This window comes from Pelosinus sp. sgz500959 (assembly GCF_042610375.1).
Lineage (GTDB): Bacteria > Bacillota > Negativicutes > DSM-13327 > DSM-13327 > CTSoil-075.
Genome location: NZ_JBGJZL010000020.1, coordinates 37340 through 54740 on the forward strand (window position 1 = coordinate 37340; position 17401 = coordinate 54740).

12 protein-coding genes are annotated in these 17401 nt (G+C 35.1%); 6 read left to right on the plus strand and 6 right to left on the minus strand.

What is annotated here, in order from left to right:
• Positions 1-44: 44 nt before the first annotated feature.
• Entirely contained in the window at positions 45-1697 is a 1653-nt protein-coding gene (gene ilvD / locus ACAN52_RS20435) for a dihydroxy-acid dehydratase (protein WP_378956930.1), read from the minus strand.
• A 273-nt stretch (positions 1698-1970) separates the two neighbouring features.
• On the opposite strand from ilvD, the gene ACAN52_RS20440 reads away from it, so the two are divergent.
• Positions 1971-4337 carry a DNA translocase FtsK 4TM domain-containing protein gene (locus ACAN52_RS20440; RefSeq protein ID WP_378956932.1) on the plus strand — a complete coding sequence of 789 codons (2367 nt, stop codon included), beginning with the start codon at positions 1971-1973 and terminating at the stop codon, positions 4335-4337.
• Between the two features lie 4 nt (positions 4338-4341).
• A complete protein-coding gene (gene corA / locus ACAN52_RS20445; RefSeq protein ID WP_378956935.1) occupies positions 4342-5412 on the plus strand; it encodes a magnesium/cobalt transporter CorA in 1071 nt (356 codons plus the stop codon).
• A 124-nt stretch (positions 5413-5536) separates the two neighbouring features.
• Here the strand turns inward: corA and ACAN52_RS20450 are convergent, their stop codons facing one another.
• On the minus strand, positions 5537-6433 hold the full coding sequence (locus ACAN52_RS20450; RefSeq protein ID WP_378956936.1) for a LysR family transcriptional regulator: 897 nt from the start codon (positions 6431-6433) through the stop codon (positions 5537-5539).
• Between the two features lie 423 nt (positions 6434-6856).
• Between ACAN52_RS20450 and ACAN52_RS20455 the strand changes: the two genes are divergently transcribed.
• Positions 6857-7621, plus strand: coding sequence for a sulfite exporter TauE/SafE family protein (locus tag ACAN52_RS20455; protein WP_378956937.1), 765 nt, complete (start codon positions 6857-6859; stop codon positions 7619-7621).
• Here the strand turns inward: ACAN52_RS20455 and ACAN52_RS20460 are convergent.
• Positions 7618-8256 (minus strand): manganese efflux pump, encoded by a 639-nt coding sequence (locus ACAN52_RS20460; protein WP_378956938.1) that lies wholly within the window; start codon positions 8254-8256, stop codon positions 7618-7620. The two genes, ACAN52_RS20455 and ACAN52_RS20460, sit on opposite strands and share 4 nt — an antisense overlap.
• Before the next feature lie 285 nt (positions 8257-8541).
• Here ACAN52_RS20460 and gyrA point away from each other — a divergent pair, with 285 nt between their 5' ends.
• The 3 genes from gyrA to ACAN52_RS20475 all read left to right on the plus strand — a co-directional run bounded on the left by gyrA (position 8542) and on the right by ACAN52_RS20475 (position 13842).
• A complete protein-coding gene (gene gyrA / locus ACAN52_RS20465; RefSeq protein ID WP_378956939.1) occupies positions 8542-10977 on the plus strand; it encodes a DNA gyrase subunit A in 2436 nt (811 codons plus the stop codon).
• A gap of 410 nt (positions 10978-11387) precedes the next feature.
• Positions 11388-12440, plus strand: coding sequence for a glycerophosphodiester phosphodiesterase (locus tag ACAN52_RS20470; RefSeq protein ID WP_378956941.1), 1053 nt, complete (start codon positions 11388-11390; stop codon positions 12438-12440).
• Positions 12441-12498: 58 nt separating this feature from the next.
• On the plus strand, positions 12499-13842 hold the full coding sequence (locus ACAN52_RS20475; RefSeq protein WP_378956943.1) for an MFS transporter: 1344 nt from the start codon (positions 12499-12501) through the stop codon (positions 13840-13842).
• Positions 13843-13970: 128 nt separating this feature from the next.
• Here ACAN52_RS20475 and ACAN52_RS20480 read toward each other — a convergent pair whose 3' ends face one another.
• From ACAN52_RS20480 to phnD, 3 genes are read right to left on the minus strand one after another with little or no spacing between them, the layout of a single operon-like run.
• Complete coding sequence (locus ACAN52_RS20480) at positions 13971-14636, minus strand: response regulator (RefSeq protein ID WP_378956944.1); 666 nt, start codon at positions 14634-14636, stop codon at positions 13971-13973.
• A 7-nt stretch (positions 14637-14643) separates the two neighbouring features.
• Complete coding sequence (locus ACAN52_RS20485; RefSeq protein WP_378956945.1) at positions 14644-16083, minus strand: ATP-binding protein; 1440 nt, start codon at positions 16081-16083, stop codon at positions 14644-14646.
• A 14-nt stretch (positions 16084-16097) separates the two neighbouring features.
• Positions 16098-17024 (minus strand): phosphate/phosphite/phosphonate ABC transporter substrate-binding protein, encoded by a 927-nt coding sequence (phnD, locus tag ACAN52_RS20490; RefSeq protein WP_378956946.1) that lies wholly within the window; start codon positions 17022-17024, stop codon positions 16098-16100.
• Positions 17025-17401 lie beyond the last annotated feature (377 nt).

A 17401-nucleotide genomic window follows, 5' to 3' on the forward strand; every position in this document is an offset into this window, starting at 1 on the left:
CAACATATCAAAATGACATGTTGTGCTTTTTTACAATAGATGGTTTATTTAAGAACGGCCCCTTTGCTCGATGAGGTGACAAGTTTTGCATAACGAGCAAGATAACCTTTTTTTACTTTAGGCTCAGGTTTAATCCAAGCAGCGCGACGTTTAGCTAATTCTTCATCACTCACTTGGAGGGTTAAAGTACGACCTGGAATGTTAATACTAATGATATCTCCATTTTCTACGAAAGCAATTGGCCCCCCATCCATAGCCTCTGGAGAAACATGACCAATACATGCACCGCGAGTGGCACCGCTAAAACGTCCATCTGTCAGAAGAGCGACCTTCAGACCCATCCCAGTAATAATAGCGGTTGGATTTAACATTTCTTTCATACCAGGACCGCCTTTTGGTCCTTCATAGCGAATAACGACAACTTCCCCATGATTAACTTTTTTCGCAAGTAAAGCATCAAGGACTTCTTCTTCAGAATCAAAAACATGAGCTGGTCCTTCAAAGACAAGCATATGGTCTTCAACAGCACTTTCCTTGACAATACAATTTTCAGGAGCAAGATTGCCAGATAAAACAGCAATACCACCTGTTTTGCGATAGGGATTGTCTGTAGTATGGATTACATCAGGTCTCGTGATGTGGGCTTCTTTGATTCGGTCAGCTACGAGGCCTGTGACAGTTAAAGCATCTGTATGAATGATGCCAATCGTTGATAATTCTTTCATGACAGCACTGATACCGCCGGCTTCATTAAGGTCTTGCATATGGTGTGTACCACCTGGGCTTAGTTTTGTAATATAAGGTGTTTTTGCACTTAAGCTATCAAATAAAGATAAAGGTAACTCAATTTCAGCCTCATTCGCAATGGCTAATAAATGAAGAACCGTATTTGATGAACCACCAATTCCCATATCCACAGTAATTGCATTTTCAAAGGCTTTGAGAGTCATAATATCCCGTGGTTTGATATCTTTTTTAACCAAATCGATAATGACAGCACCAGCTTGTTTAGCTAATTTTTTACGTGCTCCCAAATAAGCAGCTGGTATAGTACCATTACCTGGTAGGCCCATTCCTAAGGCTTCAGTGAGGCAGTTCATGGAGTTAGCGGTAAAAAGACCAGCGCACGAGCCACAGCTAGCACAGGCTGCTTGTTCCATATTATCTAGTTCTTCTGCATCAATTTTTCCACTTTCGTATTTTCCAGCTGCTTCAAACATCGTACTCACGCTAATATCTTTAGCTTCATATCGACCTGCAAGCATTGGACCACCGCTTACAACAACACAAGGGATATTAAGGCGAGCAGCCGCCATGAGCATACCTGGAACAACTTTATCACAGTTCGGGATGAGGACAAGACCATCAAAGGCGTGAGCTCCAGCAACTGCTTCAATGGAATCTGCAATGAGTTCTCGACTGGCTAATGAAAAATTCATGCCTTTGTGTCCCATCGCAATACCGTCGCATACACCAATTGCAGGAAATTCCATTGGTGTTCCGCCAGCTGAAGCCACTCCGAGTTTAGCTGCTTGGGCAATATCTCGAAGATGGATGTGACCGGGTATAATTTCATTAAATGAGTTTACAATTCCGATCAAAGGTTTATCAAGATCTTCTGGCGTATAACCCATAGCATAAAATAGTGAGCGATGAGCTGCTTTTGTTGATCCTTTTTTTACAATATCACTGCGCATAAAAAAAAGCCCCCTTAAATATAATTTTTTAATAAATGTCTTGCTATATTTTGTGCAAGAAGTATCGATCAGATGGTTCATATAGAGTTACAATATTTTCATTATATTTCATTTGTTACTCTTGTCAAGTATACAATGTTTTATAATTTTAATATATATGTTTTGTGAAAAAAAACATATATACAAACAAATGTTCTTAAAAGGTTTGTAGAGTACTGTAAATGAATGGTATAATAATAGTAGCATAAATGAAAAGGAATTAGGTGGTAAGCATTGGCTAAAAGAAATTCTACAAAAAAGATAGATGACAAAAAAGAAAGTCATATCAATCCGCGTTTGCCTTCTGAAATCATAGGGATTGTACTCTTAACAGTAGGTGCTATTTCAATCTTTAGTTTATTTAACTTTAATACAGGTTGGGTTGGATTATATATTTCTAAATTTTTACAATATGCATTTGGTTTAGGGGCTATCGTTATACCTATTTTAATGATTATTATTGGAATATTTTATATAAAAACTGACCATGGAATTGTATATAGTATACGTTTTTGGGGATTAGCCTTATTATATATTTCATTATTAGGAATCATACATCATTTTATTATTATTGAAAATCAAGAAATTATGCCGGAGAGTTTGGTGAATGGTGGTGGTTTAATCGGTGGTATGTTGCTCTTTATGTTACGTAAATTTCTTGGATTTTATGGAAGTTTAATTATATTATTAGCTTCTAGTTTATGTGGCGTGTTAATTGCAACAACATGGTCATTATATCAGACTTTTATTGCAGCTCGGGAGCAAGCTCATCAAGGGATATCAACGGCTTATGAACAAATAGAGAAAGTCGGGAAAATTTATAATCAAGAAAGAGATCGACGTTTTGCAAAAAAAATAGTGCAGGAAAAAGCTATTTCAGAAGAAATGGTAGCTACAGTCGAAGAACCTATGAGCAGTGTTGAGAATCCTTTATTAGAAAAATTATTAGAACAAGCAGCTTTACAAGAGCAGGCCGAGGCAAGATCTGCCTCTCGGGTTGAAGAAAAGACTCGAAGTTCAGAACCAATTATTAAAGAAAAAATAAAACCATCCACACAAAGTCAAGTGATAGATGATTCTTCTATATTAAATCCAGAACAGGCAATAGTAACTGGTTATGTAATACCTCCTCTATCCTTATTAAAACAAACAATAGCTCCAACAGATGGTAAGCTCGTTAAGGAAGTAGCTAATAATGCAAAAATTCTTGAACGGACATTAGAGAGTTTTAATATTAAAGCGAAGATTGTCAATATAAGCCAAGGACCGACAGTGACTCGCTATGAATTAGAACCAGCACCTGGAGTTAAAGTGAGTAAGATTGTTAATTTGGCCGATGATATTGCACTCAGCTTAGCGGCATCAGGTGTGCGGATTGAAGCTCCTATTCCAGGTAAAGCAGCAATTGGTATCGAGGTACCAAATAAAGTGACATTAAGTGTCCCCTTACGGGATGTTCTCGAAAGTGATGAGTTTTTAAAATCTTCATCAAAATTGATTGTGGCTTTAGGAAAAGATATCGCAGGTCAAACGGTAACGGCTGATTTAGGCAAAATGCCACATTTATTGGTAGCAGGATCAACGGGATCAGGAAAAAGTGTTTGTATCAATACATTATTGACCAGTATTTTATTTAAAACTACACCTCAAGAAGTAAGGCTTATTCTTATTGATCCCAAGGTAGTAGAATTGACGAGTTATAATGGATTACCTCATTTATTGACACCTGTGGTAACGGATTCAAAAAAAGCAGCTTCATCACTACGTTGGGCAGTACAAGAGATGGAGCGACGGTATGAAACCTTTGCTGCTGGTGGAGTACGAGATATTGGTCGATATAATGAAATGATCGATCAATTTCCAGCTGGATCAGGCTCAAGTGGAGAAAAGATGCCTTATATTGTGATCATCATTGATGAATTAGCAGACTTAATGATGGTGTCACCAGTAGATGTAGAGGATGCTATTATTCGTTTAGCTCAGAAAGCAAGGGCTTCAGGAATTCATATGGTTTTGGCAACGCAGCGTCCATCCGTCGATGTTATTACAGGCTTAATTAAGGCAAATGTACCATCAAGAATTTCCTTTGCAGTATCTTCACAAATTGATTCTCGAACCATTCTCGATATGGCTGGTGCAGAAAAATTGCTAGGTAAAGGGGATATGCTATTTTATCCAATTGGTATGTCGAAGCCACTTAGGGTACAAGGGGCATTTATCGCTGATAGTGAGGTAGAGCAGCTTACTGAATATATCAAAAAACAAGTTGAGCCACCAGAATATCTTGAAGGAATCACTGCTTGTGAAGTGGGCAAAAAAGAAGAAAAAGAACAGAGTCTATATGAGGATGAATTATTTCCAGAAGCGATCAGAGTGATCATTGAAAATAATCAAGCATCTGCTTCCATGTTACAACGAAAGTTTCGCATTGGTTATACTCGGGCATCAAGATTAATTGATACGATGGAAGAAATGAAAATTATTGGTCCCAACATAGGAAGTAAACCTCGCGAGATTATCATGAGTTATGAGCAAATACATACACGTTATCTTGCAAAAGAGGTTCAGCCTAAGGGTGATGATGAAGATAATGTGAGGTGATATTGTGCTAGGGAAGCATAAATATAATACGCAAAAAGTAGGTATGCCACCAGGTACTCTCTTGCATATTGGGGCAATGAGAAGTGAAAAAGTAAAAATATCAATGCTGTGTTATAGCAAAGATGTATGGACTGAAGAACAGTTTAATCATGTTGATGAATTATTACAATATAAATCTACAGCAGATGTGAATTGGGTGCATATCAGTGGTATTCATGTTGTTGATGTGATTGAAAAAATAGGAAATAAATTTAATATACATCCATTAATTTTAGAAGATATCGTAAACACAAATCAGCGACCAAAATTGGAAGAAAGTAAGGATTATGTATATATTGTTCTAAAAATGATTCATTATTTTGAACAACGCAGCAATATAGAGTTTGAACAAATCAGCATGATCGTTGGTAGTCATTATATAGTATCTTTTCAGGAAAATGATAATCAAACCTTTCAGCAAATTAAAGATAGAATAAAAAAAACCAATGGTAAAATTAGAACCAAAGGTGTTGATTATTTAGCATATGCATTAATTGATTGTATTGTTGATCATTATTATTTGGCTCTTGAATATTTAGGAGAAAAAATAGAACTTTTAGAAGATCAATTAATGTCAGATCCAGGACCGGATGTACTTAAGGAAATACACCGATTAAAAACAGAAATGTTATTTGTTCGTAAAGCGATATGGCCTTTAAGAGAGATTATTAATGCTTTATCAAGGGGAGATTCGGCATTATTTAATCATGATACTCTAATTTATCTTCGCGATGTTTATGATCATATTATTCAAATTATTGATACCATTGAAATGTATCGTGATATGGTCACTGGAATGTTCGATATTTATATATCAAGTGTGAGTTATAAACTAAATGAAGTCATGAAGGTACTAACCATTATTGCCACTATTTTTATACCGCTGACTTTTATTGTTGGGCTATATGGTATGAATTTTAAATATATGCCTGAACTTGAATGGGAGTGGGGATATCCAGCTGTTTTAGTTTTAATGCTGCTCATTAGCATATTTATGATACTATATTTTCGCAGGAGAAAATGGATAGGCAAATAGAAAAGACTTGGCAAAAGCCAAGTCCTTTCTTTACGTAATCAGAACGTATAAAACTTTCTCGATTATAAGTAAGGGCAACTAAGACTTTGGTCTACGCTGAGGCTTTACCAAAGTCAAGTTTTCTTTATATTTTTGGTGCAATATCAAAGTACTTACTTGTGAATTTTAGCCACTCTTTAGCAGCAAAAGATAAATAACGATCTTTTTTCCAAATAATTCCTAAATTCCAACGAATCATAGGCTCGATGACTGATATGATCTTAACACGCTTTGGATCAATATCTTGACAAACTGTTTTTGGCAATAAAGCAACACCAAAATTAATCGCAACCATTTCAGTAATAAAATCCCAATGATTACTTTTGAATACAATTTTAGGCGTAAAACCACTTTCAATACAGCGATTGATAATACGATCATGAAGAGTAAAACCTTCACGGAAGAAAATAAAATTTTCATCTTTAAGCTCACGTAGCTCAATAGTTGTTTTTTTAGCTAAAAAATGATCAGGATGAACAATAAGTACGACGGGTTCATTGATAATTGAAATGACTTCAAAGAGACTTTCATCAATAGGTAACATAACAACACCAATATCCAGGTGCCCATCATCGACACCTACTTGTACTTCTTGTGAGCCAACTTCAAGTAAAGTCAGTGAAATTTCTGGATAGGTAGCTGTGAAATCAGAAATAATTTTTGGGAAAAATTTAGCACCCACCATGGGTGGTAAACCAACTGTAATTGAACCCTTTTTAGAGTTAATAACATCCGCTAAGTCAGAAGTTAAATTTTGAAAGGAGTTTACAATTTGTTGAGATTGATGTAATAAGGCTTTTCCAGCATCAGTGAGTTCAATTTGCTTAGCTGAACGGTAAAATAACACTACATCTAATTCTTCCTCTAATAATTTAATCATTTTACTGATTGACGGCTGAGTTATATGTAATGCTTGGGCAGCCTTAGTAAAGCTACGATGTTGAGCGACTTCAATAAAGTATGTCAAATGACGAATATCCAATAGAATGACTCCTTTCAAGCATTTAATCGATGAATGTGCGAACTTTATAAGTATTATAATCTATGTACAATTTATATGGTAGATAAGATTAATTTTATAATTAAATAAAGCCAGAGTCTATTATTTTAATTATAAAAAATATTGTAATCATATACATATTACCAGATTTTTTTTAGGAAAGAAAAATAAGTTCATTTAATTTCAAATATATTTTAATTAAATGAATAAATCTGCGATGTAAAATCCATATAGATATCCTATTTATATTAAATATAAATAGGATAATGAATTGACCCAAGAAAAACTAGTACATGAATGTGTTATAATAAATAAAAAAGCATTATATTTATGTACATATAATAAGGGGTGATACTATCAAGTGGATATTATCTCACTCCTTATTGTTTATTTTGGAGGTAATGTATGGAAAATGCAAGCATTGATATGATTTTATTTTTAATTGTTTCTGGTTTTATTGCTTCATTTATTGATTCTGTCGTTGGTGGTGGTGGATTAATTTCTTTACCAGCATTATTATTAGTTGGATTGCCACCTACCATGGCATTGGGAACAAATAAAGTGGCGAGTGTGATGGGAAGTTGTACGAGTACTATTTCTTTTTTACGTTCAGGAAAAATTGACATTCATCTTATTAAATTTTTATTTCCTTTGTCTTTTATCGGTTCAGCTTTTGGAGTCATTATTGTACAACAAATACCTTCCCAGTTTTTAAAGCCATTAGTTGTTGTTATGCTACTAATTGTGACAATTTATACTTTTATGAGAAAAGAGTGGGGAGATATTTCAACTTATCAAGGAATGACGAAAAAGACAGCTTATTTAAGTGGTTTTGTAGCTTTGGCTATTGGATTTTATGATGGATTTTTTGGACCTGGGACAGGCTCATTTTTCATTTTTGCATTTTTAATGATTGGTTTTGATTTTGTAGTAGCTGCTGGTAATTCTAAAGCTCTTAATTTTGCAAGTAACATTGCTGCTGTTATTATGTTTATTTATTTTGGTTCAGTTAATTATTATTATGCAATTCCTATGGGCATATCAATGATTTTAGGTGCAATCGCTGGCTCTCATTTAGCAATCAAAAAAGGCGCAGCTTATGTGAGACCTTTGTTTTTATTTATGTCTGTTGTATTGATTAGTAAACAATTATGGGATGTATTACATTAATATAATCGTATGAGGCCTAATATAATTAAGATAATACCTGGTATGTAAGGAAAGCGTTTTTTAAGTTTTTCAGAAATAAAATGTTTGGAAGTATAAATACCCGTTGCAATGACTAGAATTTGAATAAGTCCCATAATTAGTGGTGTATATAAAGGTAAGGGTTCCATTAAGGTAGCTGCGAAGGTGGCAATCATGTTATCAACTCCAAGTGCCAGACCTAAAAAGAGAGCCTCTAAAGAATTAATACCTTGGGAGTGATCGACATCTGCCCTTTCTGGATCAGCCATAATATTAATTACTAAGCGACCAATTGAAAAAGTCATTTTCGGGGAGAGTCCCCCTTCGTTGATCATATCATCCTGGGCATCTTTAGTAAGATATTCTTGAAAGAGACTAAATAGACCAATGAGGATTAGTAATAATGCACCGCATAGTATCGCTAATTGTGTATTAATAAAGGTTCCTAAGATACAGGCGGTTGACATAGCTATAATTGTAGATACAATAGTAGTCATGCAAATAATGAGTAAAGAGGTCAGTGGTATGCAGATGTTTTTTAATCCATAAGCAATACCAGCTACAAAACCATCAATACTCACGGCAAAACCTAAGAATAATAGATAAAAAAAAATCATTTCTTCTATCCTCCTGCAGATAAGTAATCAATAATTCTATCTGAAGTAATATATGTAAAATTTAAACTTTGGTGATGATTAAATACTAGTATTATTGGTGGTCTTTAAAAGGATTTTTTTGATATGGTGAAATTATATGGTATAATAAATAATTAGCAATTAAATAATATGTTTTACAATCATGAGATTAGGATGTGCTTGGAATCCCATCATGATCGAACTTCATGATTGTAAGAATGGCTAAGGTATTATCACAATTTAAAATTGTGTTTTTGAGGTGAGAATGTGGATTTTGGCTTAGGTAAAGTATTACCGATAAGTATTGAACATGAAATGAAAAGTTCGTATATTGATTATGCCATGAGTGTTATTGTCATGCGGGCATTGCCTGATGTGCGTGATGGTCTAAAGCCCGTGCATCGTCGTATTTTATATGCAATGCATGAGGCTGGTATGGCATCTAATAAACCCTATAAGAAATCAGCACGTATTGTCGGTGAAGTATTAGGTAAATATCATCCTCATGGTGATAGTTCAGTGTATGATGCTATTGTACGTTTGGCTCAAAATTTTTCTACTCGCTATTTGATGGTGGACGGGCATGGGAATTTTGGTTCTGTTGATGGTGATTCAGCGGCAGCCATGCGTTATACTGAAGTTAGAATGTCTAAAGTTGCTGAAGCAATGTTGGCTGATATCGAAAAAGATACAGTTGATTTTCGTCCCAATTATGATGAATCATTAGAAGAGCCTAAAGTTTTACCATCTAAAATACCTAATCTTTTAGTCAATGGTTCAGCGGGTATTGCAGTTGGTATGGCGACTAATATTCCTCCCCATAATTTGCGGGAAGTTGTTGATGCGACCATCATGATGATTGACAATGCTGATGTGACAATTCCAGAACTCATGACAGCGATCAAAGGCCCCGATTTTCCTACTGGTGGTCTTATTTTAGGTGAAGAAGGAATTCGATCTGCTTATACCACTGGACGTGGTGTTGTTAAAATGCGGGCTAAAACACGCATTGATAAAATGGCTAATGGTAAACCAAGGATTATAGTGAATGAAATCCCTTATCAGGTTAACAAAGCTAGGTTGATTGAAAAAATTGCCGATTTAGTAAGAGACAAAGTCGTTGATGGCATTACTGATCTTCGAGATGAGAGTGATCGTAATGGTATGCGCATTGTGATCGAACTTAGACGTGATGCAAATGCTGATGTTATTTTAAATCAATTATATAAACATACTCAATTGCAAGATGCTTTTGGCATTATTATGTTGGCTTTAGTTGAGTCACGGCCGCAAGTTCTAAACTTAAGAGAAGTACTTTATTATTATATTGAACATCAAAAAGAAGTGATTATAAGAAGGACTAATTATGAACTTGCAAAAGCCAAAGCAAGAGCTCATATCTTAGAAGGTTTAAAAATAGCCCTTGATCATATCGATGCAGTCATTCAGACTATTCGTAGTTCGAATAATGTAGAGATCGCTCGTAACGCTTTGATTGATGGTTTTGATTTAAGTGAAAAACAAGCTCAAGCCATTTTAGATTTACGTCTTCAACGCTTGACTGGTTTGGAACGGGAAAAAATTGAAAATGAATATAAAGAGCTTTTAGCGCTTATTGAATGGTTAGAATCTGTGTTAATGGATGATCAAAAAGTGTTGAATATTATTAAAGAAGAATTATTAGATGTAAGAAAACGTTTTGGCGATGATCGCCGTACGATGATTACAAATGATACATCCAATATGGACGTTGGCGATTTAATTGCTGAAGAGGATATTGTATTAACTTTGACTCATTCTAGCTATATTAAGCGCTTACCAGTTGATACATATCGTAATCAAAAACGTGGTGGTCGTGGTGTAGCCGGCATGGGCACTAAGGAAGAAGATTTTGTTGAGCATTTATTTGTCACAACAACACATCATAATATCTTATTCTTTACCAACCGCGGAAGAGTTTATCGACTAAAAGGTTATGAAATACCTGAAGCAAGTCGCACATCTAAAGGTACATCAATTGTCAACCTTCTTCCTCTTGAAGGACAAGAACGAATTACGGCTGTGATTCCAATTCGAGAGTTTTCCAATACTCGCTATTTATTTATGGCTACAGTAAAAGGTATTGTTAAGAAAACTGAACTTATGGAGTTTAATACAGCTCGTAAAACAGGATTAATTGCTATTTCATTGGATGAAGATGATGATTTGATTGGTGTGAAATTGACAAATGGTGAACAACATGTCTTGATGGGGACACGTGATGGTCTTGCCATTTATTTCCCAGAAACAGATGTTCGTCATATGGGACGTACAGCACGCGGTGTAAAAGGTATTAATTTACATGAAGGTGATGGCGTCGTTGGCATGGATACGCTAAAAGCAGATGGCGAAGTATTAACAGTCACCGAGGAAGGTTATGGAAAACGTACACCTGTCAGTGAGTATCGCGATCAAAAACGTGGTGGTAAAGGGATTATTAATACAAAAGTCACTGATAAGACTGGCCAAGTTGTTGGTATTAAGGTCGTACGCCCTGGACAGGAACTAATGTTGATCAGTAGCGATGGTATTGTAATTCGTATTGATATTGATGATATTTCTGTTATTAGCCGTAATACCCAAGGTGTCAAGCTAATGAAAACTGGCGATAAAGATAAAGTAGTGGCACTGGCTGCTGTGGAGAAAAAATCAGATACAGATTGATTTATCTTACATCAAGTAAATAATAGTAAGACGACAAATTGGCTAAGGCCAGTTTGTCGTTTTTTTATAGAATGAGAAATTACATATGATTAAGTGGTTTATCTATGAGAAAAGACTTGGCACAAGCCAAGTCTTTTCTTGTTATTATTTTCATCATACAAATTCTTCGTGCTCATATAAATAATAACAAAGAAATTCATGTAAGTTTTTTTCTTACATGAAATAAAGTTATTTTTCTTACTAAAAAATCAGAAATTTTACTGATACCTAATTTTTCATTATAATGCAATAATTTAATTATAGTTTTTCTACAACAAACAAATGGAGATGATGTGTATGAAAAATAAAAAAAAAATTGGAAACATTTTTTAATCGCAGGAGTTGCTGCAGTACTCGTATCAAGTATTTATATGCCTGATGCATCAGCAAAAGCCACAGTAAGCGGTTTTGACTTACAAGCCCATCGCGGTGGTCGTGATGCTCGTCCCGAAAATACCCTTCCAGCATTTGCCTATGCTATGAATTTGGGTGTTAGTACTTTAGAAATGGATATGCAATTAACAAAAGATGGTTATCTAGTAATCAGCCATAATCCTAAATTAGAAACTCACCTTGCCAAAGATCCCCATGGCAATTACGTAGTTGATGGTGAGCAACCTGATATGAGGGCCATGACTCTTGCCGAAATCAAAGCTTATGATATGGGTACAATGAATCCTGCAGCCGGTAGTTATTATGAGGGACATGGATTAACTCAATTATCCGTTCCTGGAACCCGTGTACCAACTTTGAATGAAGTTTTTGAATTGGCGATTGCGTATGGTAATAAAGATGTTAAGTTCAATATTGAAACTAAATCTTACGTAGATCCTGTTGATCCACTTAACCCTTCTCCTAAGTTTTTCGCACAAAAAGTCATGGAAGTTGTTAAAAAATATCATATGCAAAATCGTGTAACAATTCAATCCTTCGATTGGAAAACACTTCAAGAAGTCCGTAAGATCGATGAAAATATTACTCTTGTAGCATTAACCTGTGAACAAGCATCATGGGGACCTGATGGGCTTTATCGCCAAGTTGGTGTACCTGGTAAATCTCCTTGGATGGGTGGCCTTGATATTGATGATTTCAAAGGTGATTATGTAAAAGCTGCTAAGGCAATCAATGCAGATGTCGTTTCTCCTTATTGGGAAGAAGTGACGCCTGAATTAGTAACTGAAGCGCACAAATTAAATATGAAAATTGTTCCTTGGACTGTAAATAATGAAAATGCTATGGAATCACTTTTGAATATGGGTGTTGATGGTATGATTTCTGATAAACCAGAAGTACTTCGTAACTTCTTAATTAAGAAAGGTATCAAAGTACCTGCTCCAACTCCTGGAATGCTTTATTATACAGGTACTAAGATGGTCAGTGGTACGACTAAAACATTAGCGAATGGCGGAGACTCAGCGTATTAATCCTTAAAAAGGATTATACTCCTTAGTATCCTACTTAAAAAAATAAATGAGGTGCAAAATGTTAGAAGATATTTTTAAGCTTTTTATGACAGGTAAGGATAAACCCTTAATGACTGGCGATCAAAGCCAAATTGCAACGGTTTTTAATAAGATACGTTGGCAAGTTTTCACATCGATTACCTTAGGATATGCATTATTTTACGTTTTACGACTTAATTTCTCGGTTATCAAAAAACCATTAATGGCATCAGGGGTATTAGACGCCCAACAACTTGGTATTATGGGATCAGTATTTTTTGCTACCTATGGTCTTGGTAAGTTTACAAACAGTTTTTTAGCCGATCGATTAAATATTAAACGTTTCTTTGCTCTTGGACTTTTTCTATCATCGATTATTACTGTAATTATGGGTTTTTGTAATGAATTTACTCCCCTAGTCGTATTATGGGGAATCAATGGTTGGTTTCAGTCTTTTGGTGCAGGTCCTTGTATCGTTGCTTTAAATCAATGGTTTAGTAATAAAGAACGAGGTACTTTCTATGGAGTCTGGTTTACCAGTCATAATCTTGGTGCAGCCTTTACTTATGTAGCAACTGCGGCTATCGTAGGAGCTTATGGATGGAAAATGGGTTTTATTATGCCAGGTATCGTTTGTGCTATCGGTTCCATCCTCATTTACTTCTTTATGTCTGATCGACCAGAGACTCGTGGTTTGCCAAATGTTGCAGATTTTAAAAATGACCACGCTGCTATCGTTGAAAAAGATAAATCTGTTGGAAGCCTACAATGGGAAGTTGTAAAACGTCCTGCCGTCTGGATACTTGGTATGTCAAGCTTATTTTGTTATATTGCTCGTTATGCTATTGAAAGCTGGGGTATTATTTATCTAACAGAAGCAAAAGGCTATACAACCATGGGTGCTAGTGGGGTACTATCTGTTATGCAGTTTGCTGGAATTTTTGGTTCTCTTACTTGTGGCATGATCTCGGATAAGTTCTTTAATCAAAAACGTAATTTACCCGCTTTGATTTATGGTATTTTATATGCTATTTCAGTCGCAGCTTTTGTATGGGCACCTGCTAGTTATTGGGTTGATATGGGTAGTATGGTTCTGTATGGTTTTACGATGGGGGCACTTGTTTGTTACCTTGGTGGTTTGATGGCGGTTGATATTTGTCCTAAACGTGCTACGGGCGCCGCAATGGGTATGATTGGCTTACTCAGTTATGGTGGTGCTGCGGCCCAAGAAGTTATCAGCGGTTATTTAATTAATTCCCATATGACAATTGTTAATGGTAAAAAAATCTATGATTTTGCTCTTGCTGCTGACTTTTGGGTAGGATCTGCAGTCATATCATTCTTATTAGCTGCTTGTGTCTGGAATGCGAAAGTAAAAGATTAAATTTTAAAAGTCTACATTAATAAAATAAGGGTTATGATTTTGAATAAAATTCGAAATCATAATCCTTATTTTTTAATTATTTTATAATAAAAAAATCAAACTTCCAGCTAAAAGGAGTAGGAAAATCCCTACTCCTTTTTCGCTGGAAGCAAATCATATTTAAGGGCGTATTCAACTAATTGACTTTTTTGTGTGCAATTTAATTTTTCCATCATACGTGTCTTATAAGTATCGACTGTTTTTACACTGAGGCAGAGAAATTCACCAATTTTACTCATTGAATGTCCTCTGACCATGAGTTTTAGTACTTCGCGCTCACGAGAACTCAATACAATATAAGGACTTAGAGAATTTTCTTGGGGCGTATCGGTTAAAAGACTATTGAGAAGCATTTGTGCATTCTGAGGGTTTAAGTAACGTTGACCATTTGATACTGTTTTTACAGCATCAAATAATTCTGTATCTAAAGCATGTTTTTCAACATATCCTAAGGCGCCAGAACGCATGACTTCTTTGATATATTGTTCATCATCATACATAGTTAGTACTAAGATCTTAATTGCATATCCACGACTTTGAATTTCTTTAATACATTCAAGTCCTCCCATATTAGGCATAGATAAATCAATAATAAGTACATCGGCTGGCGTAGATCGTAATAAATTAAGAGCGCCTTCTCCATCTGATGCTTCGCCAATTACGATAAAATCTGGCTCATTATTGAGTAATAACTTTAGACCAGCTCTAAGAACAGAATGATCATCTACTAAGATAATTTTAATTTTAGATTTCATTGTATCTTCACTCCAAATTTGTAATCGGTAATATGACTGTAATGATTGTTCCGTTTCCACTAATAGAATGGAAATTAAAACTACCACCTAATAACTCTACACGTTCTTTCATACCATATACACCGAGGCGATTATTTAGACGAGCCGATTCTAACTCTCCAGGGCGAAGACCCAAGCCATTATCGGCAATAATCAGTGAAATTGTAGTTGGACTTTTTCTCAATGTAACATTTACTTCAGTCGCACAGGCATGTTTATAAATATTAGTTAGGCTTTCTTGCAAAATACGGTATAATGCCAATGAAATATCATTGCCGATCATTAACTTGTCATCAGGAGGCGAAAAATAGATAGGAATATTGTGCTGAGTACTAAAATGATTAATATATTTGCCAATGGCAGCAATAATTCCTAGATCATCTAGCACTGGAGGACGAAGTTCAACAGCCATTTTTCGTAAACCATCCAATACATTAATTGCTACATCGCGGGCACCCAGTAATAACTCTTTTTGATTATCATCTGTTAATTTCGAGAGCAATACTTTCATATAAGCGAGTAAGGATGCCAATGATTGGCTTGTTTCATCATGTAATTCCCGGGAAATACGTTTACGCTCTTCTTCTTGAATTGTAAAAAGTTTATTCATTAAAATTGTTCGCATGGCTTCTTTTTCTCTTAGTTCTTTTAGTAAATGCTTATTTTCAAAGTCTTTTTCTTGGAGGCTACTGACCATTTCATTAAAAACTGTAGTCAGATGGCCGACTTCATCTCCTCCTTTTACTTCAGCTTGCACAGAAAAATTCCCAAGTTGTATTTGTTTTGTAGCATTGGTTAAACTACGTAATGGATAGATAATGACATAGGCCAGATGAGTGGCACCAAATACTGCTAATAAGCAAATTAAAAAAGTAGTAATAAAAAATTCATCTAGTTTTTTATTTAATAATTGTTGTGTACTATTTTCTGACATTCCGACACGTACAAAACCAATGGCTCCATTCTCGATTGGAACAACAATTTCTCGTAGAGGTCCCTCATTACTATTCATTTTAATAACATGGTATTCACCATTATTTTTTGATGTATTATCTAAGGGCAAAGATCCATCACTCTTGTTTTGGGACGTCATTGGTAAACCTTTTGGTAAATTGCCCGCGAAAGTATTAGCAATGATACCACCGACAGAATCTGTAATTAAAATATAACGTACATCTTCCCGATTATTTTTTGTTTTGTTAATGCGATCAAATAAAGCGTAATGATCATCAAGTAAGATATCATTGCTACTCAACGCAGCAATATAAGTACCGACTTCAACACCTCGTTGCTCAATTTGTTGTTCAAGTAGTTTTGAGGTGGTTTTGATCATAATAATACCAATCACAAGGCTTAGTAATAATAACATACCAATGATAATACCATTGATTTTATAATAAATACTCAATTGCCTTAGCCATCTCATAAGATCACACTTGTCCGATCATATAAATTGCGTAACGGCGCATAAAGTTCGGGGGTTGGTACAATAAATTTGTCAATCACTAGACCTTGCATGGCTTCAGATACTTCAGGATCTTCACTCATTGTCAGGAAAATATGACGCAGCTGCTCTTTTTGTTCATTTTTAATCTTTTTATTGATGACAATAGGACCTGTTGGGGCTGAACCAATTGAATCGATAATGCGAACATTTGCCGCAAGCTCTGGAGTTTTTTCTTTTGTATACTCATAAATTTGGCTATCAAAACTGGCACCATCTGCAATTTTATTCGCGACTGCCCATATGGATTTATCGTGGCTATAAGTATAAAAATAGCGATTGAAAAATTTTTCTGGAATGGTATTTTTTTGTCTTAGATATTCTTCAATCGCCATATGACCAGAATAACTAAGAGGATCAGTAAAGGCAAAAACCTTACCTTTTAAATCTTGAATGCTTTGAATAGTACTGTCTTTATGAACAATAATTTCAGCAGTATATAAAGAATTACCCAAATGCTCAGCCATGACTAATAACTCAATTTCATTCATACCGCGGTAAGAACTATAAGCACCCGTTGATAAGAAGGCAATATCAACATCTCCATTAGCAAGTAACATATTAACTTCCGCGTAGGTCTTACGCTGAACCAGTATGGCTTGACGACCTGTCTTATGTGAAACATAGTCAGCTATCTTTCGATAATAACCAATCGTTTCGTGTGGCGACATGACAGAGGCTAACGCAATTAAGATCGGACGTTGATCTGAATCTGCTTTATTCATAATGGATGTATTTTCTGACGATTGGCTAAAATCAATATAAGGAACGTTGCTATCATTATAACCATTAGCAAAAATGAGTAAAAAGCAAAGAATAGTCAAGGCACCAATAATTGCTTTCATCTATATCACCTATTTTTTATAATTTTATTACCTTATAAATGGGACTTTCCTATTATCTATTTATATACTATAAATTTAGACCATTATAACATATAAATAGAAGGTAACAGTACTTAAGGGAGAAGACAAATAAAAAGATAGAAATAAATTGCAAAAAAAATTGACATGTATAATTGAATATGGTATTATAAATGAGTTGCCAGCACGGCTGACAACGAAAAGCAAAAATAACATGTTGACATAAAGTTGTGGATGTGTTACAATAAAGATCCGCTGTGAGAAACGGTGGTGCGATTGTCGAAAGATGGTCGGGTGTTCTTTGAAAACTAAACAATGTAAGTAAAGTTAAAATAAGCCAGGTGTGCCGTACTCGTTTT